Raw genomic sequence first — 26,492 nt, 5'->3', positions numbered from 1 at the left:
CGCTAAGGTAGTAAGCGCGCAGGCGCCATGCAAGGTCCTATGTCGGTTTATTTACCTGCGCAGGCTCAAACGTTGAAGTGGTCTGCCAGCGTGTCGGAAAAATGCGTGCAGTTGATGCGCGCATAGCGCCGGTAGTCACGGGTGACTGCGAACGCAGAGCCGGGCATCAGCAGGATCTTGTTCTGCTCCAGTTTGCGTACCAGAGGTTGCAGGTCTGGCAGGTCCGGGTGATAGACCCAGAGGAACATGCCCCCTTGCGGCGCGATCTCGAACTGCCAACCGCGCTCAAGCAACAAGCGTTGGGTCTGAACTTGTTGCCGTATCAGGCGCTGCTGCACATCCTTCATATGCCGGGCATAGGTGCCATCCGACAATATGGTGTTGACGAATCGCTCGCAAAACGCAGGCACGGCTACGCAGGTCAGCAGTTTCAGGCGGGTGAGGGGTTCTATCAGGTCTTGCGAGCAGGCGATGAAGCCCACGCGTAACGAGGCGGACAGGCATTTGGAAAAACTGCCGATGTAGATGACCCGGTCAAGGTTGTCCAGTTCGGCGAATGTCTGGCGCACGGCAGGGCTGAAGTCGCCATATACATCATCCTCGACCACGTAGAACTCGTGCTCCACTGCCAGGCGCAGCACGCTGAAGGCGTTGTGCGGGCTGATGTTGCTGCCGGTGGGGTTGTGGAAGGTGCTGTTGCAGAAAAACGCCTTGACCTTGTGCCTGGCCAGGTGGCTTCTCATTTCCTCCACGTCCGGCCCGTCCTGGGTCCGCCGAATGCCGACAACGTGCCCGCCCGCCAGCTGGATCAGCTTGATCAGGTTGCCGTTGCCCGGCTCATCGACGAAAACGTGGTCGCCTGGCTTGATCAGCAAGCGGGCGACCAGGTCCAGGCCTTGGGTAGCGCCTAGCGTCGTCAGCAACTGGTTGGGGCGGGCTTCGACACGGGTCAGCCGTTTCATGTGCACACACAGCTGTTTGCGCATGGGCAGGTAACCCTGGATATCGCCATATTCTGCCAGCGAACTTTGCTCCAGCCGCGCCGTGCGCCGAATCGCCTTGGCCAGCAGTTCGGTGTCCCGCCATGCGGGGGGCAACCAACCGCTGCCCAGTTTGGTGTAGTGCTGGCCGCCTTGCAGCAGACGGAACAGCGGGTCTCCGGCCATGCACTCGGGCTCGTGGATCACGCTGGTTTGCCGGGTGCGGTTTGCGACGAAGTAACCGCGACCGGGCGAGGCCGTCAATACACCTTCGCTGACCAGCTGGGCATAGGCCGATACGACGTCGTGGTAACTGAAGTCGACCGCTGCTGTCAGCTTGCGAATGGAGGGCATGCGTTGCCCGGGCAACCATTCGCCTGCATCCAGGCGTTGTTTTAACAGGTGATGAAGGCTGCAGGGGTTCATGGCAGGTCCGAAACCGTTAGAAAAAAAAGCCTAACAGTTAACGGAAATGCTTGTCGACTGTTCGTTTGCTAATGGCCAGTACATGCCACTATCCCCTTGTCGGAACTTTCGGCTGCCAGCAACGGCGGCACTTTTAACGTCTGTGCAGACCAGATAACTGGATATCAAGCCCATGCAGATTATGGACATGCAATCAGCCGTCATTGCCAGGCTTCCTGTGCCTGACGAACTGGCCTCATTCAAAGTTGTGAAAAACCTTGTGACCTCGGCGTTATTGGAGTGCTGCTCAATCGATGAGTTCGAGGCACTTGTTCAAACATCAGTGATTGAAAGTGTTTCAGAACAGGCGCATGCCGATTTACAGGCCTTTGCCCAGAAAGACCCGGCTGCTGGCCGTGACCTGGTGTTCATTGCAAGGACCTATACCTCTTATTCTGCAGTTCTGCATTATCGGCTTGCCCATTGGATATATAACAATACTGCTTCTACCTACGGCGCTGGTGGCCAATGCCTGGCCGCGATGATCTCCAGGCGCGGGAAAATGCTCTCGGGTGCGGAAATCCATTTCCGCAGCCGTATCGGTGCGCGTTTCATCATCGATCACGGCATGGGCACCGTCATTGGTGAAACCTCGACCATTGGTGACGATTGCTACGTGCTGGGCGGCGTCACGCTGGGCGCTCGCGGCATCAGCGACAACCCTTCGAGCCCTCGCCATCCAACCCTCGGCAACCGGGTCCAGATCGGCGCTTTCGCCAGTGTACTCGGCGCTATCCATGTGGGTGACGGCGCCTTTATAGGGCCTGGCTGCATTGTTACAAAAGACGTACCTGCGGCTGCCCGGGTGCAGGTTAAAACATCATTGCAGGTGGTACTGGAATCATGAATGCTCTGAACTATGAAGTGCTACGCAATACTGAAAAGCTGTATTACAAAGACCAGTATCTGGCGGGCGCAAGTACGCAAGTAACGCGGGTGCACAGTGACGGTATCGAGTTGCAAAGTACCGTGGCCTATCCAGAAGGTGGTGGCCAGGAGGCAGACGTCGGCACCATTGAACTACCGATCGGTACCGTGCGCTTTGTCTGGGTAAAAAAACTTTATGGCAGCCCTATTCGCCTGGAAGGTTTCAAGGGCGGAAAACTGGGCGGCATCATTATTCACAGCCTGCACCCTGATGACTTGCATCTGCTGGACGAAGTCACCGTTGGCATGCCGGCCCGCGTCACTATCGATACTGAACGGCGCGAACGGTTGACGCTGTCTCACAGTGCCAGTCACTTCCTGTATGCCGCGGCGATCAGCCTGCGAGAAGAATTGAAACAGTGGACCATCGGCTGCCACATCAAGGAAGACTCTGCGCGGTTCGATTTTCTGGTTGAGGACGCCTTCACTGCCGAAGACGTGGTTGAGATAGAGCGGCGTGCAAATGAGCTGATCGCCTGCAATGCGCCCATCGAGCACTACGCGGTGCAGGGCCTGGAAGACGCGCGGTTGTGGACCTACAACGGCATCGAAATCCCGTGTGGCGGCACACACCTTGAGTCGCCTGGTCGCATCGGGCGCCTATCCGTGCGGCGCAAACGCCTGGGCAAGGGCAAAGAGCGGCTGATCTGTGTGTTCCCGGATGCCGAAATCGATCTGTCCACCTATCACGAGCCTGCACTATGAACAGCACACTCCCGCGGCGGACCTACCTGTACTTCAGCGCACAGTCGATCAACCTGACGACCGCCGTCATGTCCGTGACCATGGCCGCCATTGTCGGTGCGGCCTTGGCACCCGCTGCTGCGTGGTCCACCGTGCCCTACGGGTTCCAGTTCCTGTGCCTGATGCTGGCGACCTACCCCGTCTCCAGGTTGATGAGCCGTATCGGTCGCAAGAAGGCCTTCATGCTGGGGGCGATCCCTTTGGCGGCTTCTGGTATCAGCGGTTATCTGGCTGTGGAGTACCAGCAGTTCCAGCTGCTGGTGTTGAGCCATTCGGCGTTGGGCGTGTATATCGCCTTTGCCAACTTCAACCGCTTCGCGGCCACTGACAATCTGGCCCAGAGCCTCAAGCCCAAAGCCCTTTCACTGGTTGTGGCGGGGGGCGTGATTGCCGCAGTGGTGGGGCCGACACTGACCGAATGGCTCAGGGACGTTGGCGGGTACCCGCTGTTTTCGCTGTGTTATGCCTCGTTTGTTGGCCTGGCGGTGATTTCGCTGATGATTGCCGTTTGCCTGCCCAACGATGCCGGCACCGCCAAGGCTCGTCAGCACGCGGAAAAATCGGCCACTCCCCGCGCCGAACCGTTCAGCCCGGCCGTGAAAGTTGCCATGGCGGTGGCGGCACTGAGCTACGGGATCATGAACCTGCTCATGATTCAGGCATCGATGCACATGAAACACATGCATGAGGACTTCTCTGACGTGCGCCTGGCAATCCAGTGGCATGTGGTAGCCATGTTTGCACCGTCGTTTTTCACCGGCGCAATCATCCAGAAGCTGGGCATCAAGACCACTATCTGTGCCGGGTTGGCCCTGTTGATCGGATGCTCGGCGCTGAATATCTGGTCGCACAGCTACGCCATGATGACCCTGGCGCTGATTGCCCTCGGGCTGGGCTGGAACCTGACCTATGTGGGCGGCGGCGCATTGCTGGCCCAGGCGCTGCAGAACAGCCCGGCAGCGATGCAGATGCAGGGCAAGAACGACTTGGCCATTGCCATATTGGCAACCGTCGGAGCCTTCAGCCCCTCACTGTTGCTGAGCACGGTTGGCTGGGATGGCACCAACGCTATCTGCATGGCCCTTTGCATCGGTTTGCTTTTCGCCACTGCTGGCCTGCTGCAGAACAAGGCCTGCCTGCACACTTCCATGGAAGGTAGCCGCAAATGAGCGAACTCATCAGCGTCAGCGAACGCATCTACACCAAACTGGAAATGAACAACCCAGGCGGTAGCCACAAGTACCGGGCAGCCCGGCTCATCGTGGAACATGCCTTGCGCAATGGCGACATCATCCCAGGTGTGACGACGGTCATCGAAAAAACCGGTGGCAGTTTCGGTTTCGGCTTGCTGGCGGCCTGCCACAAATACCAGGTTGCCGTGGAGCTGGCGGTAGGGCTTGGCTTCAGCCAGACCAAACGGGACTTGCTGGAGTGTTTTGGTGCCAGGCTGATCGGCAAGGAATTGCTGGTGGCCGGTGCCACGCCCAAGGATGTCGTGATGCATCACCTGGATAACCAGGTCGCGCTGGGCAAGTCCTATTTCTATACCGATCAATTCAACAACCCGGTGGGCATTGAAGCCCATCGTTACCAGACGGCCAGCGAACTGGCCGTGCAATTGACCAACGTCGGGGCTGGGCGGGAAATCCTGTTTGTCGGCTGCGCCGGCACTGGCGCAAGTTTTACAGGTATTACCCTGGGGCTGAAGGACCACGGTTTCGAGGTGTCGACGGTGTTGGTCGACCCCAGCGGTTGTGATTCAAGGGCGGGTGTGTTCACCGACCATCGCTTTGAAGGCATGGCGGTGGGTGTTTGCCCACCCTTCATGGACTGGTCGCTGGTGGACGAACGGGCTCAGGTGCAGCACGCCGAAATGCTGGCCGCACAGCGCTGGTTCTACATGCAAAGTGGCATTTTCGTGGGGAATACCGCCGCAGCCTGCCTCGCTGTTGCCCAGCGCATGGCACAGCACCCGCGGTATGCCGCGACCACCCTGGTCACCATCGCCTATGACGCGGGGCTCTGGTACCAGGACTTGCTGGGGGCGACCCGGCGAAAGGCCGCGTAGCAGGTTTTTAATCGAGCCAGTCGATCAGGCGCCGTGGCACTTCTTGAACTTTTTCTCGCTACCGCAAGGGCAAGGGTCGTTACGGCCAACGTCCTTCAGGGCGTTGCGTACCGGCTCCTGGTGGCCGTGGTTGCAGTGCGGGCCGTGTACATGGCCATGATCGTGGTGGTGGTCATGATCATGGTCGTGGTTGCAGTCAGGGCCATGAACGTGAGGTTGTTGGGACATTGCAGGGTTACTCCGGGATGTGATCGCCGGGGATTATCTCACCACTGCGCGATAAGTGCAGGTCCCGATGGATGAGCAGCCCGGTCGCCAGCTCGCCCTGCAGGGTGTAATGCAGCGGCTGCTTGCTTCTGAGCAGCTTGGCCAGTGGCTTGAGGTGCTGCCACAGGTTGGTTCGCGCGGTAATCTTGAAGGTGCGTCGGGCGTGCCCGCCCACGCTGCGCCATACGCTGGCTTCATCCTGTACCAGCAGCAGGTCGTTGAGGCGTATTGCATACGACAGGTTGCGGATGAACAGGCGGCTGTCATTGGGGTTGTCGACCCGCACGTGCAGCACGAACTCTTGCTCCAGCAACCTGGCCTTGACCGTTTCGACCTCGATCAGGTGCACTTCGGGTTCGCGCCAGTCGTCACCCCCCCAACTGGCGCAGCCCGCCAGCAACGCCAGGCATGCCATCAGGGTGCAGGGCATTAGCAGACGGGCGCGGGTCATCATGGTCAGCTCCCCACGTAACTGGCGCAGCATTTCTTGAACTTCTGCCCGCTGGCGCAAGGGCAAGGGTCGTTACGCCCGGCCTTCAGCCCGACCGTAGGGTCGATGAAGTACCAGCGCCCGGCATGCTGGACGAACGCCGAACGTTCACGGTGCTGGTGATCGCCATCCTGGTCGTGCCAGCGTGCGGTGAAGGTGACAAACCCGTGCTCCGGCTGGCCGCCCAGCACTTCGGCGCCTTCCACCTCCAGCCCCAGCCAGGTGCTCTGGGCGCTCCAGGCAGCCATGGCGGCTTTGTCCAGGTCGGCTTGCTGGGCCGGCAGGGTGGTGGCGACCAGGTAGTCGACCAGGCCCAGCACGTAGGCACTGTAGCGTGAGCGCATCAGCGCCTGGGCATCGGGTGCCGGGGTGCCGGCATGGTAATGCCCGCAACAGGCGTCGAGCAGGTTGCCACTGCCGCAAGGGCAGACCGAGACACTCATCATCACCACCAGTACTTGCCGAAGTTTTCAGGATTGGCCCAGAACCGGGCGTTGAGCCAGTCCGGGACCTGCTTGTAGTCATGTAGATCATAGGTGAACAGGCTTAATACCTGCTGGTCACGGCGGAATTTCTCGCTGGCCGACAGGGCCAGGGCAAAGAAGTCAGTATCTTGCCAGCCGCAGGCGGTCAGGTCGGTCAGCACCGCGACCCGGCTGGCATTGAGGTTGCGAATGCCGCCGAGCAGTTCCAGGCCGGTGCGCTTGGGCAGGTGTTCCAGGCAGTCCACCAGCACCGCCAGGTCAAAGCGTTGTGCCGCCAGTTCGGCCGGCAGCGGGCCCGGGGCTGCAGTGGCAATAGTCACCTGGGGGTGCGCCTGGGCGAAGGCATCCAGCGCCGGAAAGCGCGTGCCGACCAGCAGCAGGCGTTGTGGGGTGAAGCGTTCGAGCAGGGCCGCGAGGGCCTGCTGCGGGGTGCGTTGGGAAAAACCGTCGGTCATTGCCAATCCTCGTTCAAGTCGTCCAAGACTAGCGGGCTGCGGCGTGCGGGCAAAGAGGCTTGTGACCATGTCGTGGCTTATTGCTGGCAGGGTTCGAATGCCCGGTCTTTACTCCCAGAGATCGGCCTTATGCCGATTCCCCCTAGGAGAAGCAATGAAATGAGCATAGTACGCACAGCGTTACCCCTGGTACTGCTCACCAGTGTGTTGACTGGTTGTGCAGGTTTGCAGAAAACCGACTGGCCGAAATGTGCCGCCGTCGGGGGTGTAGGTGGCGCCGCATTGGGCGCTATTGAAAGTTCCAGCTGGGCTGGCTGGGGTGCGTTGTTGGGCGGTGGCCTGGCGGCGGGCTATTGCTGGGCCCATGGCGATGGTGACGAGGATGGCGACGGCGTGCCGGACAGCCGTGACAAGTGCCCGGGCACACCCCGTGGTGTGCAGGTCGATGCCAACGGCTGCCCGCCTGAGCCGGTAGCAGTGGTGGAGGAAGTGGTGGTGCAGAAGGAAGAGGTCATCGTCATCCGCGATGTGCACTTCGAGTTCGATTCTGCACGCCTGACCGCCCGTGACAAAGAGCGCCTCAACACCATTGCCACGCGCCTGAAGCAGGAAGCGCCCTCCGCCCGCCTGAGCGTCAGCGGCCATACCGACAGCGTTGGCTCCGATAGCTACAACCAGAAACTGTCCGAGCGTCGGGCCCACTCGGTGACCGATTACCTGGTCGAGAGCGGTGTACCGCGCAGCAGCTTCGTTTCGGTGGTCGGCGCTGGTGAAACCCAGCCGGTGGCGGACAATGCCACGGCCGAGGGGCGTGCCATGAACCGCCGTACCGAAATCAAGATCCAGCGGTAGACGGTGTGCGCCCGTGCCTTGAGCAGTGGCACGGGCGCGTCTTCATGCCGGTCAGCCGTTCGTGGCCAATGACACAGGAGCATTCAGCATGAGTGTGACGTCGAAGGCGGCGCTGCCGCTGTTGGTGGCTGCCAGCCTGCTCGCGGGCTGTGCAACCCACAGCGATGGTGGCGCGCCGCTCAACCAAAGGACCTGGCCCATCTGCAGCCTGCTGGGAGGCCTGGTCGGGGGCGGCCTGGGCGCTATTGAAAGCTCCACTTGGGCCGCAGGTGGCGGCGCTCTGGGCGCCATTGCCGGGGGGTTGATCTGTTACGCCCAGGACGGTGACGAAGATGGCGACGGCATTTTCGACCGCCGCGATCATTGCCCCGATACTCCCGCCAACACTGCAGTCGACCATATGGGTTGCCCGCTGAAGGAGTACCCCGCAGCGCCGCCTGCCACTGTACCTGAGCCCTCGCCGGAGGTGATCATCCTCGATGACAACGGCGCGGTGATGTTTGCCTTCGATTCCGCCGACCTGACCTCGGCGGCGCAGCAACGGCTGCAAGGCCTGGTGGCGAAACTCGACTCACCGACCATCGCCAAGGTGAGCGTGATCGGACACACCGACAACGTGGGTTCCGACAGCTACAACCAGGCGCTTTCCGAGCGCCGTGCCAGCAGCGTTGCCGAGTACCTTATCAGCCAGGGCCTGGAACCGGGCAAGGTCACCAGCCAGGGCCGTGGAGAAAGCGAGCCTGTCACTGATAACGAAAGCGAGGAGGGCCGCGCGCGCAACCGACGAGTGGAGCTGCACCTCAACTGAGCGGTGCTGGCGCCTGCCTTGGCATTGCAGTTAATGTTGGTCGCATGGCCCGCTCGAACGGGCTGTCTCGACAAAACAACAATTTATAGGGGCGGGGTATGAAGTTCATCCTGGGCCTGGGCAAGGTTCTGACGGTCGCTTTCTGGGGTGTGGTGTTGTTCAATCAATTGATGCCACAACCTTTGCCCTTCAATCTGTTGATCAATGCCGCCGGCATCGTCCTGTTCAGCTTGCACCTCCTCGAAGTGCTGTTCTTCAATGGCAGCTTGCGTGGGCGCAGCCACCGCTGGTTCGACCGTTTGCAGATCCTGTTGACGGGTATCTTCCATGTCATGTCCATTCCCCGTGCGCAGGAGGCGCCCCGAAATGCGTAATTTGATGTTGCTGGCCATGTTGGCCGCTCCCTTGGCCCAGGCTGAAAGCCTGGAAGTCGCCGCCAATTCCATGCTGCGCCTGCCCGACAAGTCGGCCAGCGTGCATTTCACGCACCTGCGTGTCGCCGATGCGGCAACCCTGCTGCTGCCAGCCTCGCTTGCGCAATTGACGGTCGATCACCTGGAACTGGGCCGTGATGCGCGTATCGCCATTGCACCCTCCGACAGCCCCCTGGTCATCGAGGCGCGTAGTGCGAGGTTGGGTGAAGGCAGTGAATTCAGTGCCCCCGGAGCGGCGGGTAGTTATCAGCGGGCAGCTCGGCCAGGCCGCAGCCTGGACCTGAAACTGGCTGAAGTGGATGCCGAGCGGGTGGCGATCGATGCCCGTGGTGGCGCGGGGGCGCCGGGTTATGTGGGCCTTGATGGTGGCAACGGGCAGGCGGGTGGTTGCACCTGGGGCCAGGCCAGCCGTGGTGCCAATGGCGATGACGGCGGCAACGGGCACGATGGTGCGCCGGGCGGGCGCATCCGCCTCAGCGTGCCGCAGGGGTTCGCGCAAGAGCGCGTTGTCGTGCGCCTGGAGGGTGGCGCCCCAGGCAAGCCCGGGGCGGCGGGCAAGGCGGGTAAAGGTGGGGCTAGCAAGGGTTGCCTGGTGTACAGCACCGATGCTGGCGCCAATGGCCGGCCAGGGCAGCCTGGGCAGCCCGGCCTGGCAGGCGCCGCAGGTGAGCTGATTCTGCAACACCTGTAAACCTTTTTGGCTGCGAAGTTCTCGCCAGGGAAATTGCAGCGCCTATGCGATCGAGCGCCGCCCGCGCGGCGCTCGATCTATCTCCAACGCATAACTCAGCTGTCAGATCATCAGGCGCGAGCTGGCCACAGCAACCACGGCCAGGCCCAGCAGCAGGTTGACCCCCACCATCCGCCGAATGCGCCCGAGCACCGCCGCCCCCGTCGGCCAGTCCTCGGCTTGGACCGCCGTCTTCAACTCCGGCAGCAGCAACGCCTGAATGCGCATGAACAAGGCAAACATGACGATGCCCCCACCGATCATCACCTGTACGTACTTCGGTGCAGTCTCGAAACCGCTGAAACGCAAGTGCAACATGCCGATACCACTTATCGCCAAGATCGCCACCGCCAGCCAGACCCAGCCAAAGAAGCGTCGGAAAACTTCCACCCACAGCCGCAGCCGCGCAGGCCCTTCAAGGGCCGCAACCGTTGCCGGGCGCAGCACCAGCCAGGCGAAGAACATGCCGCCGACCCATACCAGGGCAGCCAGAACATGCAGTGTGTAGGGCAGGGCAAAGGCGAGCATCCGGATCTCCATGCGGCATAAAGGGCAATAGCGGGGTATGATAGCCGCCCATGCGAAACACTGAAAATATATCCAGCCCTACGGGCGCCTGCAGACCATGATCAGCAACGAACTCAAAGCCACCATCCAGGGCGCCTACTCGCGTTTTCTCGAAGCCAAGAGCCTCAAGCCCCGCTATGGCCAGCGCCTGATGATCGCCGAAGTGGCCAAGGTACTGGGCGACATTGCCTGCGACGATGAAGGCCGCCGCGTCGGCGAGCCTGCCGTGGTTGCCGTCGAGGCGGGCACCGGTACCGGCAAGACGGTGGCCTATAGCCTCGCCGCCATCCCGGCCGCCAAGGCAGCCGGCAAGCGCCTGGTGATTGCCACCGCCACCGTGGCCCTTCAGGAGCAGATCGTCTTCAAGGACCTGCCCGACCTGATGCGCAACAGCGGGCTCAATTTCAGCTTCGCCCTGGCCAAAGGCCGTGGCCGCTATCTGTGCCTGTCCAAGCTCGACATCCTCCTGCAGGAGGGCCACGCCCAGTCGGCTACCGCTCAGCTGTTCGAGGAAGAAGGCTTCCGCATCGAAGTCGACGAGCGCAGCCAGAAGCTGTTCAACAGCATGATCGAGAAGCTTGCCGGCAACCGCTGGGACGGCGACCGTGACAGCTGGTCAGAAGCCCTGGAAGACCAGGACTGGGCCCGGCTGACCACCGACCATAGTCAGTGCACCGGCCGACACTGCCCGAATTTCCAGCAGTGCGTGTTCTACAAGGCCCGTGAAGGCATGGGCAAGGTCGACGTGATCGTTACCAACCATGACATGGTGCTGGCCGACCTGGCCCTGGGCGGCGGTGCGGTGCTGCCTGACCCGCGCGACACCGTGTATGTGTTCGACGAAGGCCATCACCTGCCAGACAAGGCCATCGGCCACTTCGCCCATTATTCCCGCCTGCGCTCCACCGCAGACTGGCTGGAGCAGACCGCCAAGAACCTGACCAAGCTGCTGGCCCAGCACCCGCTGCCCGGCGATCTGGGCAAGTACATCGAGCAGGTCCCAGAGCTGGCGCGGGAAGTGCGCACCCAGCAGCAGTTCATGTTCACCCTCTGCGAGCAGGTGGCCGACTTCCGTCCCAGTGAAGACACCGAGGGCCGTGAGCGCCCCCGCTATCGCTTCGAAGGCGGCGTCGTGCCGGAGCAGCTGCGCGAAGTGGGTATCGAGCTGAAGAAGGGTTTTGCCCGCCTCAACGATCTGTTCACCCGTCTGGCCGACCTGCTCAAGGAAGGCATGGACGGCGAGGTCAACATTGGCATCGCCAGCCACCAGGCCGAGGAGTGGTACCCGTTGTTCGGCAGCCTGGTCACCCGTGCCCAGGGCAACTGGGAACTGTGGACAGCCTTTACCGCCGAAGACCCGCAAGACAGCCCGCCCATGGCTCGCTGGCTGACGTTGGCCGAAAGCGGGGCGATGTTCGACATCGAAGTCAACGCCAGCCCCATCCTCGCTGCCGAAATGCTTCGCCGCAGCCTGTGGAGCGTTGCCCACGGCGCGTTGGTGACCTCGGCGACGTTGACCGCGCTGGGTAAATTCGACCGCTTCCGCATGCGCTCGGGTTTGCCGCGTGACGCGGTCACCTGTGTGGTGCCCAGCCCGTTCGTGCACGGCGACGCCGGTCTGTTGCGGGTGCCCGACCTCAAGGCCGACCCACGCGACGCAGCGGCGCACACCGCCGCCATCATCCGTGAGCTGCCGAACATCGTCGAAGATGCCCGCGGCGCACTGGTGCTGTTCTCCTCGCGCAAGCAGATGCAGGACGTGTTCGATGGCCTGGACCGTGACTGGCGCAAGCTGGTACTTATCCAGGGCAACCTGTCCAAGCAGGAAACCCTGAACAAGCACAAGGCGCGGGTCGACGATGGCCAGCACAGCGTGCTGTTCGGCCTGGCAAGCTTTGCCGAGGGTGTCGACCTGCCTGGCGCCTATTGCGAGCATGTGGTGATTGCCAAAATTCCGTTTGCCGTGCCCGATGACCCGGTCGAAGCCGCGCTGGCCGAGTGGATCGAGGCCCGTGGCGGCAACCCGTTCATGGAAATTGCCGTACCCGACGCCTCGCTGAAGCTGATCCAGGCCTGCGGTCGCCTGCTGCGTACCGAGCAGGATCGCGGTGTCATTACCTTGCTTGACCGGCGCCTGGTCACCCAGCGCTATGGCAAGGCTATTCTCAATGCGCTGCCGCCGTTCCGGCGGGAGATTTGCTGACCGCCGGGGCACTTGCTTCGGCACGTCGTACATTACTCAGTCCAGGGCCCGTGAGTGGCCTGAAGGAGAGCCCCAGCCTTATGGTCCGCCTCACCCTGCCCGCCGTTTTCGCCCTGCTGTTCAGCTCGCCCTTGCTGGCTGGGCAGCAGACGCTGTTCAGCTTCGTGCGCCCGGCCTCGGTGGTCAATGTGGCAACCGAGGATGCCGGCATGCCCCAGTACAACGCCGAGCAGACGGCCGAAGGCGAGGTGTTGCGGCGTGTGGTGTTCAACCCGGCCGAGCGGCCGACCCTGCGGCTGAGCCCGCAAGGTGGGGCGTGGGACTGGTCCGCCGGGCAGTTCCTCACCTTGCGCCTGCAGAGTGGCATGGACTGGGCGCTGACAGTGGATGTCACGGTGCAAGGCAGCGATGGCGGCACATTGACCAGCCGGATTGACCTGCCGGCCGGTCCCGCGCAAACCGTGATGGTGCCGCTGACGGCCAGCTCGCCGCTGAGCCAGGGCATGCGCGCCGGGCCGCCCATGCCGTGGAGCCATGGCGGCCAGCGCTTGCTGCTGACCAGCAGCGCTGGCGCGGTGGACCTCAAACAGGTGGCCTCGGTCAGCCTGAGCATCCCCAACCCCAAGGTGGCGCAGAGCCTGCTGATCGAGCGGGTGGGGATCCAGGATGACGACCTGGCCTACAAGGCGGCGTACCAGGATCTGATCGATGCCTACGGCCAGTCCACTCGCGGCAATTGGCCCGAGAAGGTTGCCAATGACGAGCAGCTCAAGGCGGCCGATACGCGTGAACAGCAGCAGCTCAAGGGCTGGCTGGCTGAGCGGGGCAGGCAGCAACTGGACGGCTACGGCGGGCTGCTGGCCGGGCCGGCGTTCGAGGCCAAAGGTTTTTTTCGCACCGAAAAGCGTGATGGGCGCTGGTACCTGGTAACGCCGGAGGGCCACCCGTTCTATTCTTTGGGGGTGAATGCCGTCGCCGCAGACGGCGGGCGTACCTACGTCGCCGGCCGTGAAGGCATGTTCAAGGCGTTGCCGGGCGAGGGCGATGCGCTGGCCGCATTCTACGGCGAAGGCAACAACGACGATGGCAATGCCTCGTCTCAAGGGCGCAACTTCAAGCAAGGGCGTTGGTTCGATTTCTATGCCGCCAACCTGCAACGTACCTACGGCAAACCCTGCCCGCCGGCCGCTGAAGGGCAGCCCGTTAATTGCCCGCCACAGGTACTGGACGCCGCCCGCTGGCAAACGCATGCGCTCGACCGTTTGCAGGCCTGGGGTTTCAACACGGTCGGCAACTGGAGCGAGCCCGCTCTGGGCCAGGCCAAACGTATGCCCTACACCTTGCCGCTGTCGATCGTGGGTGATTACGCCAGCATCAGCACTGGCATGGACTGGTGGGGCAGCATGCCCGACCCGTTCGACCCGCGTTTTGCCATGGCCACCGAGCGCGCAGTGGCCATTGCTGCCCGAGATCACCGTGACGACCCTTGGCTGATCGGCTACTTCGCCGACAATGAACTGGCCTGGGCTGCCCCCGGCAGCGACCCTAAAGCACGGTATGGCCTGGCCTACGGCACTTTGCGCCTGACCACAGATGTACCGGCCAAGCGCGCCTTCCTCAAGCAGCTGCGCGACAAGTACCGTAACCAGCAAGGGCTGTCCAAGGCCTGGGGCATCGAACTGGCCGCCTGGGAACTCATGGAAGACCCGGGCTTCGAAGCACCGCTGCCCGACCCGGAACATCCGGAAATCGAGCGCGACTACCAGCACTTCCAGCAAGTGTTCGCCGAGACCTACTTCAAGACCATTGCCGACTCACTGAAGTGGCACGCCCCCAATCACCTGCTGCTCGGTGGTCGCTATGCGGTCAGCACGCCGGAGGCGGTCAAGGCCTGTGCCGAGTTCTGCGATGTACTCAGCTTCAACTTCTATACCCTCAAGCCACAGGACGGCTACGATTTCGCCCGCCTGGCCGAACTGGACAAGCCGGTGCTGGTGTCCGAGTTCCAGTTCGGCTCGCGTGATCGCGGGCCATTCTGGCCGGGGCCGCTGGAGCTGGCGCGGGAAGAAGACCGCGGTCCGGCCTATGGCAACTTCCTCAAGGCGGCCCTGGCGCAGCCGATGATCGTTGGCGCGCACTGGTTCCAATACCTCGACCAGCCAGCCAGTGGTCGGCTACTTGACGGCGAGAACGGCCACCTTGGGCTGGTGGCGATCACCGATGTGCCGTACCCGGGTTTTGTCGACGCCGTACGCAAGGGCAACCTGCAGGCGATGGCCCAATTGCGCACCCAGCTGGAAAAACAGGCGCCCTGAGCACAAGCTACCGTTCGTCGCGACCATTTGGCCCAAGCCAGTTTGCAAAACACCTAACTACTGAAACAATGCACACCTTTTTTGGACATGGTCGTACGGAGTACAGCGGGTGCAGATCCAGGGTCACTATGAGCTGAAGTTCGAAGCCGTGCGCGAAGCCTTTGCCGCGCTGTTCGAAGATCCCCAGGAGCGTGGCGCTGCGCTGTGCATCCAGGTCGGTGGCGAAACCGTCGTCGACCTGTGGGCCGGCAGTGCCGACAAGGATGGCCAGCAGGCCTGGCACAGCGACACCATCGCCAACCTGTTCTCCTGTACCAAAACGTTCACCGCGGTCACCGCCCTGCAACTGGTGGGCGAGGGCAAGTTGGCCCTCGATGCCCCTGTGGCCAACTACTGGCCCGAGTTCGCCCAGGCTGGTAAACAGTCGATCACCTTGCGCCAGCTGCTCAGCCACCGCGCCGGGTTGCCGGCCATCCGTGAGTTGTTGCCGGCCGAAGCCCTGTATGACTGGGGGACCATGGTCAATGCCCTGGCGGCTGAAACGCCATGGTGGACGCCGGGTCGCGAGCACGGTTATGCCGCCATCACCTACGGCTGGCTGATCGGCGAGCTGATTCGCCGCGCCGATGGCCGGGGCCCTGGCGACTCGATCGTGGCCCGTACCGCTCGCCCGTTGGGGTTGGACTTTCATGTTGGCCTGGCAGATGAGGAGTTCTACCGCGTGGCGCATATCGCCCGGGGCAAAGGCAACCAAGGGGATGCCGCAGCGCAGCGCCTGCTGCAGGTGACGATGCGCGAACCCGAGGCGCTGTCGACCCGTGCTTTCACCAACCCGCCGGCGATCCTGACCAGCACCAACAAACCGGAATGGCGGCGTATGCAACAGCCAGCGGCCAATGGCCATGGCAATGCCCGCAGCCTGGCGGGTTTCTATGCCGGGTTGCTGGACGGCAGCCTGCTCGAATCCGAACTGCTTGATGAACTGACCCGCGAGCACAGCCTCGGACAGGACCGCACCTTGCTCACCCAGACCCGCTTTGGCCTGGGCTGCATGCTCGACCAGCCCGACGTATCCAATGCCACCTTTGGCCTGGGTGCCCGTGCCTTCGGCCACCCAGGGGCCGGTGGCTCGGTTGGTTTTGCCGACCCGGAGCATGACGTGGCCTTCGGTTTCGTGGTCAATACCCTCGGCCCGTATGTGCTCATGGATCCCCGAGCACAGAATCTGGTACGTGTCCTTGCCGACTGCCTTTGATCGGGTAATGCGGGTATTGCCCCACCCCTTTGACTATCCTCAATGCCAACGCCTCAAGTGTGTTGGCAAAATATCTTTCAATTTCATGGTGTATCGCTGATGTCTTCACATAAAACCTTAGCACTCGCCCTGTGCCTGACCGCCGTTACCGGCTGCGCCAGTCATTCCCCGGACGGCTCCAAGGAAGGTGGCTCCAGCTGGTGGCCTTTTGGTTCGGACAAGGTCGCCGAGCAGGAAGTGAAGGCAGCCGTCACTGAAAACGTGGCCAAGGCTGATGCCAAGTCCGATAGTGCCAGCCGCTGGTGGTGGCCGTTCGGCGGTGATGACAAGCAAGCCAAAGGGCCGGTTGTGCCGAAGATCGACCAGAAGGCCACCCAGGCCTGGCTGGACGAGTACGAGCCCAAGCTGCGCGAAGCCATCAAGGACAGCAAGCTGGAACTGGAGCGCCGCGACAATGTGCTGGCGGTCACCCTGCCGGTGGACAGCTCGTATAACCCCGATCGCCCGAACATGCTGCTGCCAATGACCCTCGGCCCGATCACCCGCGTGGCCAAGACTGTCGAAGGTGACCCCAAGACTGCCGTGCTGGTACTGGGCCATGCCGACACCAGCGGTGCTAGCGCTGCCAACCAGAAACTCAGCCTGGAGCGCGCCGCCTCGGTGTCGGCCATCTTCCGCCTCAGCGGCTTGCAGCGTGACCGCCTGACCCTCAAGGGCATGGGCTCGGTCATGCCACGTGCCGCCAACGACAGCCCCGAGGGCCGTGCCCTGAACCGCCGCGTGGAAATGCTGCTGACCCCGCAGAACACCATGGTCGCGCTGCTGGCCAAGTACCAGCAGGCCACTCCGGCACCTGCACCTGCCTCGATGGTTGCGGTGCAAGATGCCAAGGCTCCTGCCGCCAAGGCTGTCGACAGCAAGCCAGCAGCAAAGAAGCCCGCGCCGAAGAAACCCGTCGCCAAGGCCAAGGCCCCTGCCAAGACCACGGCCAAGAAGAAAGCCGCGCCGGCCAAGCCAGTCGCCAAGAAAGCTACCGCTGACAAGAAAGTAGCTGCCAACAGCCCTGCGAAGACCAACTGATCGTCAAGGAACGCAGCAATGACCCAATCCCTGGCCGATATGCGCCGCGACTACACCCGTGATGGCCTGGCCGAAGCCCAGGCACCGGGGGAGCCGTTTGCCCTGTTCCACCAGTGGTTTGCCGATGCGGTGAAAACCGAGCAGGTACCCGTGGAAGCCAACGCCATGACCCTGGCCACTGTGGACGGCGAAGGCCGCCCGCATTGCCGTGTACTGCTGCTGAAGGGGCTCGACGAGCAGGGTTTCACTTTCTTCACCAACTACGAAAGCGCCAAGGGCCAGCAACTGCAAGCCAACCCCTTTGCCGCCATGACGTTCTTCTGGCCGGCGCTGGAGCGCCAGGTGCGTATCGAAGGGCGAGTGGAAAAGGTCACCGCCAAGGAGTCGGACGACTACTACCAGGTGCGCCCGCTGGGCAGCCGCCTGGGGGCCTGGGCTTCGCCGCAAAGCCGGGTGATTGCCGGTCGTGAAGAGCTGGAAGGTTTGGTCAAGGCCACTGAAGCGCGCTTCTCCGACACCCAGCCGCACTGCCCTGAACATTGGGGTGGGTATCGCCTGTTGCCTGAGCGCATCGAGTTCTGGCAGGGGCGGGCGAGCCGCCTGCATGACCGGTTGAACTACCGGCTGGTGGATGGGCAATGGCTGCGCGAGCGGCTGGCACCCTGAGGATTTGGGGCCGCAAAGCGGCCCCAGTGATCCATCAGACTACCCCGGATACCCCGCCGCCTCCCGCTCCAACCACTCTGCCAGTTGCTTGCGCCCCACCTTCTCCTGCCGCGCCTGCGCCAACCTTTCCAGCATGTACTCACGCTTTTCAGGGTCAGCCCCCGCCAGCGACAACGCCAGGTCACGGTCCATCCAGCGGCGCATACGCACGTATAGCCACCCGTGGAAATAAAGCCCCGCAACGGTGGTGACCACGACGATGAAGTAATCCATGGCTATCCTTGGTCTCAATTGAAGAGCCTATGGCACAACCGCCCAGGCTGTACCCCGGCTGAATGAAACCAATTTTATTACGTTTGTACCGTGACAGCCGTCAACGTGCAGCGTCTAATGAGCACCTGAATTATGGAGACTTTACCCATGCGTAAATCCGCTTTGCTGGTGGCGACTTTTACCACCATGTCGTTGCTGCTGGGGGGCTGTGCCTCGAGCCTGACCGGTGACAGCTACTCCCGTGATGAAGCCCGCCGCGTGCAAACCGTGCGCATGGGCACCATCGAATCCCTGCGCCCGGTCAAGATCGAGGGTACCAAGACCCCGATCGGCGGTGGCGCTGGCGCCATCGTCGGTGGCGTGGCCGGCAGCGCCGTGGGCGGCGGCCGTGGCAGCATCGTTGCTGCCGTGATCGGTGCCGTGGCCGGTGGCCTGGCGGGTTCCGCTGCCGAGGAAGGCCTGACCCGTACCCAAGGCGTCGAAATCACCGTGCGTGAGGACGATGGCAGCATGCGTGCCTATGTGCAGGCCGTGCAGGAGAATGAAATCTTCCGCGTCGGCGACCGTGTGCGCATCATGACAGTTGACGGTACCAGCCGCGTCTCGCACTGACCGTAGCGCAGCAAAAGAAAACCCCGACATGGCGGCTGCCAGTCGGGGTTTTTTTATGCCTCAGCCAAGTCAACCAGCACTGTTTTTTCGGCTGGCCAGGGCGGTAACGGCGTAGCCGATCACTGCGGCGAAGAACGAGCCGGTAAGGATCCCCATGCGATCCATGCCCGCGTAATCACTGCTGCCTGGTGCAAAGGCGAGTGAGCCAACAAACAGGCTCATGGTGAAGCCAATACCGCAGAGTATCGCCACCCCCAGTATCTGCCCCCAGCCAGCACCCGCAGGCAGCGCTGCCAGGCGCAGCTTGACCGCTACCCAAGTCAGGCCGAAAACGCCCACGGTCTTGCCCATCAGCAGGCCAATCGCAATGCCCATCGGCACCGGGTGGGTGAAGCTTTCCACGGTCATGCCTGCCAGTGAGACGCCAGCATTGGCGAAGGCAAACAGCGGCAGGATCGCATAGGCAACCCAAGGGTGCAGGGCATGCTCAAGGGACAATAGCGGCGAAGTCTCGGCGTTGCGTGTACGCAGCGGGATACACAAGGCCAGGGCGACACCGGCCAGCGTGGCGTGCACGCCGCTCTTGAGTACGCAGACCCACAGGATCAGGCCAACGATCATGTACGGCCCAAGCTTGACCACCCCAAGCCGGTTCATCGCGATCAGCACCACCAGGCAGGCCGCTGCCAGCAGCAGCGATACGCTCGACAAGGTGCCTGAGTAGAAAAGGGCGATGACGATGATTGCACCAAGGTCGTCAATGATCGCCAGGGTCATCAGGAACAGCTTGAGCGAAACCGGTACGCGTTTGCCCAACAGGGCCAGCACGCCGAGGGCGAAGGCGATGTCGGTGGCGGTGGGGATCGCCCAGCCGGCCACGGCCGCCGGGTTGTCACGGTTGATGAACCAGTAGATGAGCGCCGGCACCACCATGCCGCCCACAGCAGCAGTGGCGGGCAGGATCACCTGGGAGGGCTTGGACAGGTGACCATCGACCACCTCGCGTTTGACCTCCAGGCCAATGAGCAGGAAGAACAGGGCCATCAGGCCGTCATTGATCCACAGCAACAAAGGCTTGGCGATATTCAGCGCGCCGACCTGGACGGCGACGGGGACGTCGAGCAGGCCGCTGTACAGATAGGACAGGGGTGAGTTGTTGATGATCAGGGCCAGAACGGCGGCGGCGATCAGCAGCAGACCGCTGGCGGCTTCAAGCTGGAAGAATCGGGTAAACAGGCTACGCACGGGCTATAGGCTCTCCATGAGCAGTTTACGAAGGGTACGGGCGTACACCCTAGCCTGTGACGATATGCTTTCAAACAAAAACTATATTCGTTTTTGTTATATGGTGTTGCTGTCTGGGCTGAGTGAAGCCTAGATGCAGATGGGAGGAAAGGGGGGAGGGAAAGGCTGGTGTTTGGGTCGGATATTTCTGATCCCTGTCAGGGCCTCTTCGCGGGCCAGCCCGCGAAAGGGCCCTTGCAGGCGATACAAAATTACAGGCCGAGCATGTCCCGCGCTACCGCCTCGGCGATACGAATACCGTCCACACCCGCCGACAGGATGCCGCCCGCATACCCGGCCCCCTCACCTGCCGGGAACAGGCCTTTCAGGTTCAGGCTCTGGTAGTCCTCACCCCGGGTAATCCGCAGGGGCGACGAGGTACGCGTCTCGATCCCGGTCAACACTGCATCATGCAGGTTGTAGCCTTTGATCTGCCGGTCGAACGCTGGCAGGGCCTCTCGGATCGCTTCGATGGCGAAGTCCGGCAGGCTTGGTGCCAGGTCACCCAGGGTCACGCCCGGTTTGTAGGATGGCTCGACACTGCCCAGTGCGGTCGATGGCCGGCCGGCGACAAAGTCACCCACCAGCTGCGCCGGGGCCTGGTAGTTGCTGCCGCCGATTACGTAGGCGTGGGCTTCCAGACGCTCTTGCAGTTCAATACCGGCCAGCGGGCCGCCCGGGTAGTCGCGCTCGGGGTCAATGCCGACGACGATACCGGAGTTGGCGTTGCGCTCGTTACGTGAGTACTGGCTCATGCCGTTGGTCACCACGCGGCCCGGCTCGCTGGTAGCGGCGACCACGGTGCCACCCGGGCACATGCAGAAACTGTACACCGAGCGGCCATTCTTGGCGTGGTACACCAGCTTGTAGTCGGCAGCGCCGAGTTTCGGGTGGCCGGCGTATTTGCCAAGACGCGCCTTGTCGATCAGCGTTTGCGGGTGCTCGATACGGAAGCCGACCGAGAACGGCTTGGCTTCCATGTAGACGCCTTTGGCATGCAGCATACGGAAAGTGTCGCGGGCACTGTGGCCAAGGGCCAGGACTACATGGCGCGAGTGCAGTTGTTCGCCACTCTCCAGCACCACACCGGTCAGCTGGCCGTCTTCGACCAGCAGGTCGGTGACCTTCTGCTGGAAGCGCACTTCTGCGCCGAGGGCGATCATGTCCTGGCGCATCTGCTCGACCATGCCGGTGAGGCGGAAGGTGCCGATGTGCGGTTTGTTGATGTACAGGATCTCGTCCGGCGCACCGGCCTTGACGAACTCTTCCAGCACTTTGCGGCCGTGGTGCTGCGGGTCCTTGATCTGGCTGTACAGCTTGCCGTCAGAGAAGGTGCCGGCGCCGCCTTCGCCGAACTGCACGTTGGACTCGGGGTTGAGCACGCTTTTGCGCCACAGGCCCCAGGTGTCCTTGGTGCGCTGGCGCACTTCCTTGCCACGTTCGAGGATGATCGGCTTGAAGCCCATCTGCGCCAGCAAAAGGCCGGCAAAGATGCCGCAGGGGCCGAAGCCGACCACGATAGGGCGTTCCTGGATGTCGGCCGGGGCGTGGCCGACGTATTTGTAAGTCACGTCCGGTGCCGGGCCGATGTTGTGATCGTCGGCGAACTTGCTGAGCAGTTCGGCTTCGTTGCTGGCTTCGAGGTCGATGGTGTAGATGAACAGCAACTCGCTGTTCTTCTTGCGCGCATCGTAGCTGCGCTTGAACAGGTTGAAGCTGAGCAGTTGCTCGTCGCGGATGCCCAGGCGCTGGACGATGGCTTCACGCAGTGCTTCGTCGGGATGGTCCAGGGGCAGCTTGAGTTCGGTGATTCGTAGCATGGCAGGGTCCAGTATCCCGGCCATGGGCGGCCGGCGGCTTTACACAAACCGCCAAGTATAAGCTGTTAGCCGCCCCGACTGGCAGGTTAAAAGTGCCCGACGATCAGTTGTCGCGTGCGCCGCCGTAGTAGCCGCAGCCCTGCAGGGTCTTGCCGTCAATGCGCAGTTCGGCACGCAGGTGGTGGACCGCGCCAGTGGCGCTGTCTACGCAGCGCTGCGGCGCGACCCACAGTTCCACGTGCTGGCCGTTGGCTTCGCTGGTGAGGGTCAAGCCGCCACCGGGTACTTCCTCTTCAAGGAACGGCAAGGGCAGGGGCTCCTGTCCGACTCGGCTGAGGACCATGCCCTTGCCGCTGGCCTTGATGTCCCAGTCCGGCTCGTGGCCGTTGGCGCGCAGGGTCAACTGCTTGAAGTTGGGGTCTTCGCAGGCGCGGGTGGAAGGTTCCAGGCGGTACAGGCGGCGTACTTCCAGCTGGCCATCATTGTTGGCCTGCTTGCTGCCGGTAAGGCGCCCACGGACGTCGGCGAACAGCTTGTCGTTGGCGTCCTTGGCGAGGTTGCCGGCCTCCTGCAGGATGCCGGTAGCGCCGACGTCGTTGATCACGAACGTGCGGTTTTCGCTGCACGGCTTGAACAGCAGCTGGCCACCGGCCGCCCGCAGTTCGCCCTGCATGCGCGTGGTGCCGATGTTCGGGTCGCTTGGCGCTTCAGCCATGAGCTGGCAGCCGGCGAACAGGGGCAGCAGGGCAGTGAGCAGCAGGGTGGGGGTGAGGCGCATCGGGCGAACTCCGGGAATCTTTGGTAAAGAGCTGGCCACGTTACTCAGGCCGGCGGTGGATCTCAAGTTAATGGTTACCCGTGCGGGCGCCTTCGCGGGTAAACCCGCACCTACAGGTACTGCTCAGTTTCCAAAGGCCGTGGGTTTCCTGTGGGAGCGGGTTTACCCGCGAAAGGGCCGGCACTGGCAATGCATTTCTGGCAGGCATAAAAAAGGGCCCGAAGGCCCTTTCCCATTTAACCGCCGAGGTACGCGTCGCGCACCTTCGGGTCGGTCAGCAGTGCTTCACCCGTCCCTTGCATCACCACCCGACCGTTCTCCAGTACATACGCGCGGTCGGCGATCTTCAGCGCCTGGTTGGCATTCTGCTCCACCAGGAACACCGTCACGCCATCACGGCGCAGCTGTTCGATGATGTCGAAGATCTGCTGGATGATGATCGGCGCCAGGCCCAGTGAAGGTTCGTCGAGCAGCAGCAGCTTGGGCTTGCTCATCAGCGCACGGCCAATGGCAAGCATTTGTTGCTCGCCACCGGACATGGTGCCGCCGCGCTGGATGTAACGTTCCTTCAGGCGCGGGAACAGTTGCAACACCTTGTCCAGCTGCTCCTGGTAGTCGCCCTTGTCGGTGAAGAAACCGCCCATGGCCAGGTTTTCCTCGACGGTCAGGCGGGCGAACACGCGCCGCCCTTCCGGCACCACGGCAATGCTCTTGCGCATGATGTGCGAGGACGGCTGCCCGACCAGCTCTTCGCCCAGGTACTTGATGCTGCCACTGTGCGCCTGCGGCGAGCCGCACAGGGTCATCAGCAAGGTCGACTTGCCGGCGCCGTTGGCCCCGATCAGGGTGACGATCTCGCCCTGGTTGATCTCCACGTTGACGCTGTGCAGCGCCTGGATCTTGCCGTAGAAGGTGGAAACGTTTTCGAACTTCAGCATTTTACGCTTCCCCCAGGTAGGCTTTGATCACATCAGGGTTGTCGCGGATCTCTTCCGGTGTGCCGTGGGCCAGGGGGGTGCCCTGGTTGATCACCACGATATGGTCGGAAATGCTCATCACCAGCTTCATGTCGTGCTCGATCAGCAGCACGGTGACGTTGTGCGACTCACGCAGGTAGGCGATCAGTGCCTTGAGGTCTTCGGTTTCCTTCGGGTTCAGGCCCGCCGCAGGTTCGTCGAGCATGATGATGCGCGGCTGGGTCATCATGCAGCGGGCGATTTCCAGGCGGCGTTGCTGGCCATAGGCGAGGGTGCCGGCGGTACGGTTGGCGAATTCGGTCAGGTTGACCTTTTCCAGCCAGTACTGCGCGCGTTCCATGGCCTCCTTCTCGCTGCGGCGGAAGCTCGGGGTCTTGAACAGGCCGGCGAAGAAGTTGGTGTTCAGGTGACGGTGCTGGGCGATCAGCAGGTTTTCCAGCGCGGTCATGTCCTTGAACAGGCGCACGTTCTGGAAGGTCCGCACCACGCCCTTGCGGGCGATCTGGTGGCCGGCCAGGCCCTGGATCGGCTGGCCATCGAGCAGGATGGTGCCGCCGCTGGGTTTGTAGAACCCGGTCAGGCAGTTGAACACCGTGGTCTTGCCGGCGCCGTTCGGGCCGATCAGCGCCACCACCTGTTTTTCCTTGACGGTCAGGGCCACGCCGTTGACCGCCAACAAGCCGCCGAAGCGCATGCTCAGGCCGCTGACTTGCAGAATTTCGCGGCTCATCGACGCAGCTCCATGTGTGGACGTTGCATAGGCAGCAGGCCTTGCGGACGCCAGATCATCATCAACACCATCAGCGCACCGAACATCAGCATCCGGTATTCGCTGAACTCACGCATCAGCTCGGGCAGCAGGATCATCACGATGGCCGCGAGGATCACGCCCAGTTGTGAGCCCATGCCGCCAAGCACGACGATGGCGAGGATGATTGCCGACTCGATGAAGGTGAACGACTCCGGCGTCACCAGGCCTTGGCGCGCTGCGAAGAAGCTGCCGGCGAAACCGGCGAAGCAGGCACCCAGGGTAAACGCCGAGAGCTTGATCACGGTCGGGTTCAGGCCCAGCGCACGGCAGGCGATCTCGTCTTCACGCAGGGCTTCCCAGGCGCGGCCGATTGGCATGCGCAGCAGGCGGTTGATGACGAACAGTGCCAGCAAGGCCAGTAGCAGTGCCACCAGGTAGAGGAAGATGACCTTGTTGATCGAGTTGTATTCCAGCCCGAAGAACTCGTGGAAGGTCTGCATGCCCTCGGCGGCACGGCGTTCGAAGGTCAGGCCGAAGAACTCTGGCTTGGGGATGTTGCTGATGCCGTTGGGGCCGCCGGTCCAGTCGGTGAGGTTGCGCAGGAACAGGCGGATGATCTCGCCGAAGCCGAGGGTCACGATCGCCAGGTAGTCACCGCGCAGGCGCAGCACCGGGAAGCCAAGCAGGAAGCCGAAGGTGGCGGCCATCAGGCCGGCAATCGGCAGACATACCCAGAAACTCCAGCCCAGGTAGTGCGAGAGCATGGCGTAGCTGTAGGCGCCGACGGCGTAGAAGCCGACGTAACCGAGGTCGAGCAGGCCCGCCAGGCCGACCACGATGTTCAGGCCCAGGCCCAGCAACACGTAGATCAGGATCAGCGTGGCGATATCGACCGCACCGCGCGAGCCGAAGAACGGCCACACCAGTGCCGCAACGATCAGACCAACGATCACATAGCGCTGGGTCTTGGGCAGGGTCAGGTAATTGCTGACGGCCGGCGGGATCAGCTTGCGATCCGAGCGGCGGTTCATCACCGAACTCCACTGCTTGTCGAACAGCACGCGCAGGAACATCAGCACCGAGCACACGGCGATGATGCTGATGGTGAACGAGCCCTGGCTGTGCACGACCAGGCTGATGCCATCGATGCTCAGTTTCAGGCCCAGCACCGGGAAGGCCACCGCCCAGACCAGCAAGGCGCTGAAGAACGCCTGTTTGAGATTTTTGTTCATACTTTTTCAACCTCCGGGCGGCCCAGGATGCCGGTCGGCCGGAATAGCAGGACAAGCACCAACAAGCCGAATGCCACCACGTCCTTGTACTGGTCGCCGAAGATGTCGGCGCCAAACGCTTCGGCCACGCCCAGCACCAGCCCGCCGAGCATCGCGCCCGGAATGCTGCCGATGCCACCCAGCACCGCCGCGGTGAAGGCCTTGAGGCCTACCAGGAAACCGGCGTTGGGGTTGATCACTCCGTACTGCATGCTCAGCAGCACGGCCGCTACGGCGGCCAGGGCGGCACCGATGACGAAGGTGAGGGCGATGATGTTGTTGGTGTTGATGCCCAGCAGGTTGGCCATCTTGATGTCCTCGGCGCAGGCACGGCAGGCGCGGCCCAGACGGGAGCGAGAGATGAACAGGGTGAGCAGGGTCATGGCTACCAGAGTGACCACGAACACCAGGATCTGCATGTAGCTGATCAGAACTTCCTCCGCGCCGCCCGGCCCGAACGAGAAGCTTCCGGGGATCAGGTTGGGGATGGACTTGTCCTTGGAGTCTTGCGAAAGCAAGACGGTGTTCTGCAGGAAAATCGACATGCCGATGGCGGAAATCAGCGGGATCAGACGGTTGCTGTTGCGCAAGGGGCGGTAGGCAACCCGTTCGATACTGTAGCCATAGGCACTGGTGACGAAGATCGTCGCGACGAAGGCAACGGTCATCAGGATCGGCAGCGAATGGATACCCATCATGGCCAGGCCCGCGAGGGCGATGAAGGCCACATAGGAACCGATCATGTACACCTCGCCGTGAGCGAAGTTGATCATGCCAATGATGCCGTACACCATCGTGTAGCCGATGGCGATCAAGGCATAGGTGCTGCCGATGGTCAATCCATTAACCAGTTGTTGGAAGAAATGGTAGATCTCAGGCATTACAGCGCTCCTAAAAACCTGATTTGCATTTCGCTGGCGGGGGTATGCCAGGAA

General features: G+C 62.4%; 28 protein-coding genes. 14 read left to right on the top strand and 14 right to left on the bottom strand.

Annotated features, from left to right (window positions below; genetic code table 11):
- Nucleotides 1-65: 65 nt before the first annotated feature.
- Complete coding sequence (locus OZ911_RS22620) at nt 66-1,406, bottom strand: aminotransferase-like domain-containing protein (RefSeq protein WP_016488757.1); 1,341 nt, start codon at nt 1,404-1,406, stop codon at nt 66-68.
- A gap of 172 nt (nt 1,407-1,578) precedes the next feature.
- On the opposite strand from OZ911_RS22620, the gene OZ911_RS22615 reads away from it, so the two are divergent.
- Genes OZ911_RS22615 through OZ911_RS22600 form a run of 4 tightly spaced genes read left to right on the top strand, consistent with a single transcriptional unit; the run spans nt 1,579 to nt 5,184 of the window.
- The gene (locus tag OZ911_RS22615) at nt 1,579-2,292 is read left to right on the top strand and encodes a serine O-acetyltransferase (RefSeq protein WP_023049356.1); all 714 of its coding nucleotides are present in this window, start codon (nt 1,579-1,581) and stop codon (nt 2,290-2,292) included.
- Nucleotides 2,289-3,077, top strand: coding sequence for an alanyl-tRNA editing protein (locus tag OZ911_RS22610; protein ID WP_016488755.1), 789 nt, complete (start codon nt 2,289-2,291; stop codon nt 3,075-3,077). Before OZ911_RS22615 ends, OZ911_RS22610 begins: the two co-directional genes overlap by 4 nt.
- Nucleotides 3,074-4,285: an MFS transporter gene (locus OZ911_RS22605; RefSeq protein WP_016488754.1), complete on the top strand. Its 1,212-nt coding sequence runs from the start codon at nt 3,074-3,076 to the stop codon at nt 4,283-4,285. Before OZ911_RS22610 ends, OZ911_RS22605 begins: the two co-directional genes overlap by 4 nt.
- The gene (locus tag OZ911_RS22600; RefSeq protein ID WP_023049357.1) at nt 4,282-5,184 is read left to right on the top strand and encodes a pyridoxal-phosphate dependent enzyme; all 903 of its coding nucleotides are present in this window, start codon (nt 4,282-4,284) and stop codon (nt 5,182-5,184) included. The genes OZ911_RS22605 and OZ911_RS22600 overlap by 4 nt, the downstream gene beginning before the upstream one ends.
- 24 nt (nt 5,185-5,208) lie before the next feature.
- Here OZ911_RS22600 and OZ911_RS22595 read toward each other — a convergent pair whose 3' ends face one another.
- From OZ911_RS22595 to OZ911_RS22580, 4 genes are read right to left on the bottom strand one after another with little or no spacing between them, the layout of a single operon-like run.
- The gene (locus OZ911_RS22595; RefSeq protein WP_019471879.1) at nt 5,209-5,412 is read right to left on the bottom strand and encodes an SEC-C metal-binding domain-containing protein; all 204 of its coding nucleotides are present in this window, start codon (nt 5,410-5,412) and stop codon (nt 5,209-5,211) included.
- 7 nt (nt 5,413-5,419) lie between these two features.
- Nucleotides 5,420-5,905, bottom strand: coding sequence for an LEA/WHy family protein (locus OZ911_RS22590; protein WP_031312595.1), 486 nt, complete (start codon nt 5,903-5,905; stop codon nt 5,420-5,422).
- A gap of 2 nt (nt 5,906-5,907) precedes the next feature.
- Nucleotides 5,908-6,384, bottom strand: a complete 477-nt coding sequence (locus OZ911_RS22585) for a YchJ family protein (protein WP_016488750.1) — start codon at nt 6,382-6,384, stop codon at nt 5,908-5,910.
- A 2-nt stretch (nt 6,385-6,386) separates the two neighbouring features.
- On the bottom strand, nt 6,387-6,881 hold the full coding sequence (locus tag OZ911_RS22580) for a DUF6231 family protein (protein WP_024717443.1): 495 nt from the start codon (nt 6,879-6,881) through the stop codon (nt 6,387-6,389).
- A 159-nt stretch (nt 6,882-7,040) separates the two neighbouring features.
- Here OZ911_RS22580 and OZ911_RS22575 point away from each other — a divergent pair, with 159 nt between their 5' ends.
- From OZ911_RS22575 to OZ911_RS22560, 4 genes are all read left to right on the top strand, one after another.
- Nucleotides 7,041-7,733, top strand: coding sequence for a PA1041 family peptidoglycan-binding anchor lipoprotein (locus OZ911_RS22575; RefSeq protein ID WP_016488741.1), 693 nt, complete (start codon nt 7,041-7,043; stop codon nt 7,731-7,733).
- An 88-nt stretch (nt 7,734-7,821) separates the two neighbouring features.
- Nucleotides 7,822-8,541 carry a PA1041 family peptidoglycan-binding anchor lipoprotein gene (locus OZ911_RS22570; protein ID WP_016488740.1) on the top strand — a complete coding sequence of 240 codons (720 nt, stop codon included), beginning with the start codon at nt 7,822-7,824 and terminating at the stop codon, nt 8,539-8,541.
- A 98-nt stretch (nt 8,542-8,639) separates the two neighbouring features.
- Nucleotides 8,640-8,915 carry a DUF1145 domain-containing protein gene (locus tag OZ911_RS22565; protein ID WP_016488739.1) on the top strand — a complete coding sequence of 92 codons (276 nt, stop codon included), beginning with the start codon at nt 8,640-8,642 and terminating at the stop codon, nt 8,913-8,915.
- Nucleotides 8,908-9,666, top strand: a complete 759-nt coding sequence (locus OZ911_RS22560; protein ID WP_070086457.1) for a collagen-like triple helix repeat-containing protein — start codon at nt 8,908-8,910, stop codon at nt 9,664-9,666. The genes OZ911_RS22565 and OZ911_RS22560 overlap by 8 nt, the downstream gene beginning before the upstream one ends.
- A gap of 102 nt (nt 9,667-9,768) precedes the next feature.
- Here the strand turns inward: OZ911_RS22560 and OZ911_RS22555 are convergent, their stop codons facing one another.
- Nucleotides 9,769-10,233, bottom strand: a complete 465-nt coding sequence (locus tag OZ911_RS22555; RefSeq protein WP_016488737.1) for a CopD family protein — start codon at nt 10,231-10,233, stop codon at nt 9,769-9,771.
- 97 nt (nt 10,234-10,330) lie between these two features.
- Here OZ911_RS22555 and dinG point away from each other — a divergent pair, with 97 nt between their 5' ends.
- The 5 genes from dinG to pdxH all read left to right on the top strand — a co-directional run bounded on the left by dinG (nt 10,331) and on the right by pdxH (nt 17,791).
- Nucleotides 10,331-12,475, top strand: a complete 2,145-nt coding sequence (dinG, locus tag OZ911_RS22550) for an ATP-dependent DNA helicase DinG (protein WP_023048791.1) — start codon at nt 10,331-10,333, stop codon at nt 12,473-12,475.
- Between the two features lie 80 nt (nt 12,476-12,555).
- The gene (locus OZ911_RS22545) at nt 12,556-14,790 is read left to right on the top strand and encodes a beta-galactosidase (protein WP_070086458.1); all 2,235 of its coding nucleotides are present in this window, start codon (nt 12,556-12,558) and stop codon (nt 14,788-14,790) included.
- A gap of 109 nt (nt 14,791-14,899) precedes the next feature.
- Entirely contained in the window at nt 14,900-16,045 is a 1,146-nt protein-coding gene (locus OZ911_RS22540) for an EstA family serine hydrolase (RefSeq protein WP_016488734.1), read from the top strand.
- 99 nt (nt 16,046-16,144) lie between these two features.
- Nucleotides 16,145-17,125: an OmpA family protein gene (locus OZ911_RS22535; protein WP_016488733.1), complete on the top strand. Its 981-nt coding sequence runs from the start codon at nt 16,145-16,147 to the stop codon at nt 17,123-17,125.
- Nucleotides 17,126-17,143: 18 nt separating this feature from the next.
- On the top strand, nt 17,144-17,791 hold the full coding sequence (gene pdxH / locus OZ911_RS22530) for a pyridoxamine 5'-phosphate oxidase (protein ID WP_016488732.1): 648 nt from the start codon (nt 17,144-17,146) through the stop codon (nt 17,789-17,791).
- A gap of 39 nt (nt 17,792-17,830) precedes the next feature.
- On the opposite strand, the gene OZ911_RS22525 is transcribed toward pdxH, so the two are convergent.
- On the bottom strand, nt 17,831-18,064 hold the full coding sequence (locus OZ911_RS22525; RefSeq protein ID WP_016488731.1) for a hypothetical protein: 234 nt from the start codon (nt 18,062-18,064) through the stop codon (nt 17,831-17,833).
- 147 nt (nt 18,065-18,211) lie between these two features.
- On the opposite strand from OZ911_RS22525, the gene OZ911_RS22520 reads away from it, so the two are divergent.
- Complete coding sequence (locus tag OZ911_RS22520) at nt 18,212-18,676, top strand: outer membrane lipoprotein (protein ID WP_009684613.1); 465 nt, start codon at nt 18,212-18,214, stop codon at nt 18,674-18,676.
- Between the two features lie 69 nt (nt 18,677-18,745).
- Here OZ911_RS22520 and nhaA read toward each other — a convergent pair whose 3' ends face one another.
- The 7 genes from nhaA to livH all read right to left on the bottom strand — a co-directional run bounded on the left by nhaA (nt 18,746) and on the right by livH (nt 26,438).
- Nucleotides 18,746-19,921: a Na+/H+ antiporter NhaA gene (gene nhaA / locus OZ911_RS22515; RefSeq protein WP_016488730.1), complete on the bottom strand. Its 1,176-nt coding sequence runs from the start codon at nt 19,919-19,921 to the stop codon at nt 18,746-18,748.
- A gap of 251 nt (nt 19,922-20,172) precedes the next feature.
- Nucleotides 20,173-21,780 (bottom strand): NAD(P)/FAD-dependent oxidoreductase, encoded by a 1,608-nt coding sequence (locus OZ911_RS22510; protein ID WP_023048583.1) that lies wholly within the window; start codon nt 21,778-21,780, stop codon nt 20,173-20,175.
- Nucleotides 21,781-21,883: 103 nt separating this feature from the next.
- Complete coding sequence (locus OZ911_RS22505; RefSeq protein ID WP_016488728.1) at nt 21,884-22,558, bottom strand: COG3650 family protein; 675 nt, start codon at nt 22,556-22,558, stop codon at nt 21,884-21,886.
- Between the two features lie 236 nt (nt 22,559-22,794).
- A complete protein-coding gene (locus tag OZ911_RS22500) occupies nt 22,795-23,496 on the bottom strand; it encodes an ABC transporter ATP-binding protein (protein ID WP_003254879.1) in 702 nt (233 codons plus the stop codon).
- Nucleotide 23,497: 1 nt separating this feature from the next.
- Nucleotides 23,498-24,265, bottom strand: a complete 768-nt coding sequence (gene livG, locus OZ911_RS22495) for a high-affinity branched-chain amino acid ABC transporter ATP-binding protein LivG (protein ID WP_016488727.1) — start codon at nt 24,263-24,265, stop codon at nt 23,498-23,500.
- Nucleotides 24,262-25,518: a high-affinity branched-chain amino acid ABC transporter permease LivM gene (locus OZ911_RS22490; RefSeq protein ID WP_016488726.1), complete on the bottom strand. Its 1,257-nt coding sequence runs from the start codon at nt 25,516-25,518 to the stop codon at nt 24,262-24,264. The genes livG and OZ911_RS22490 overlap by 4 nt, the downstream gene beginning before the upstream one ends.
- The gene (gene livH / locus OZ911_RS22485; RefSeq protein ID WP_008097482.1) at nt 25,515-26,438 is read right to left on the bottom strand and encodes a high-affinity branched-chain amino acid ABC transporter permease LivH; all 924 of its coding nucleotides are present in this window, start codon (nt 26,436-26,438) and stop codon (nt 25,515-25,517) included. The genes OZ911_RS22490 and livH overlap by 4 nt, the downstream gene beginning before the upstream one ends.
- Nucleotides 26,439-26,492 lie beyond the last annotated feature (54 nt).

Origin of the sequence: Pseudomonas fortuita (assembly GCF_026898135.2) — a bacterium.
In the GTDB taxonomy this organism is placed as follows: Bacteria; Pseudomonadota; Gammaproteobacteria; order Pseudomonadales; family Pseudomonadaceae; genus Aquipseudomonas; species Aquipseudomonas fortuita.
The sequence above is the reverse complement of the archived record's forward strand: the minus strand, read 5'-3'. Positions and strand labels throughout refer to the sequence as shown.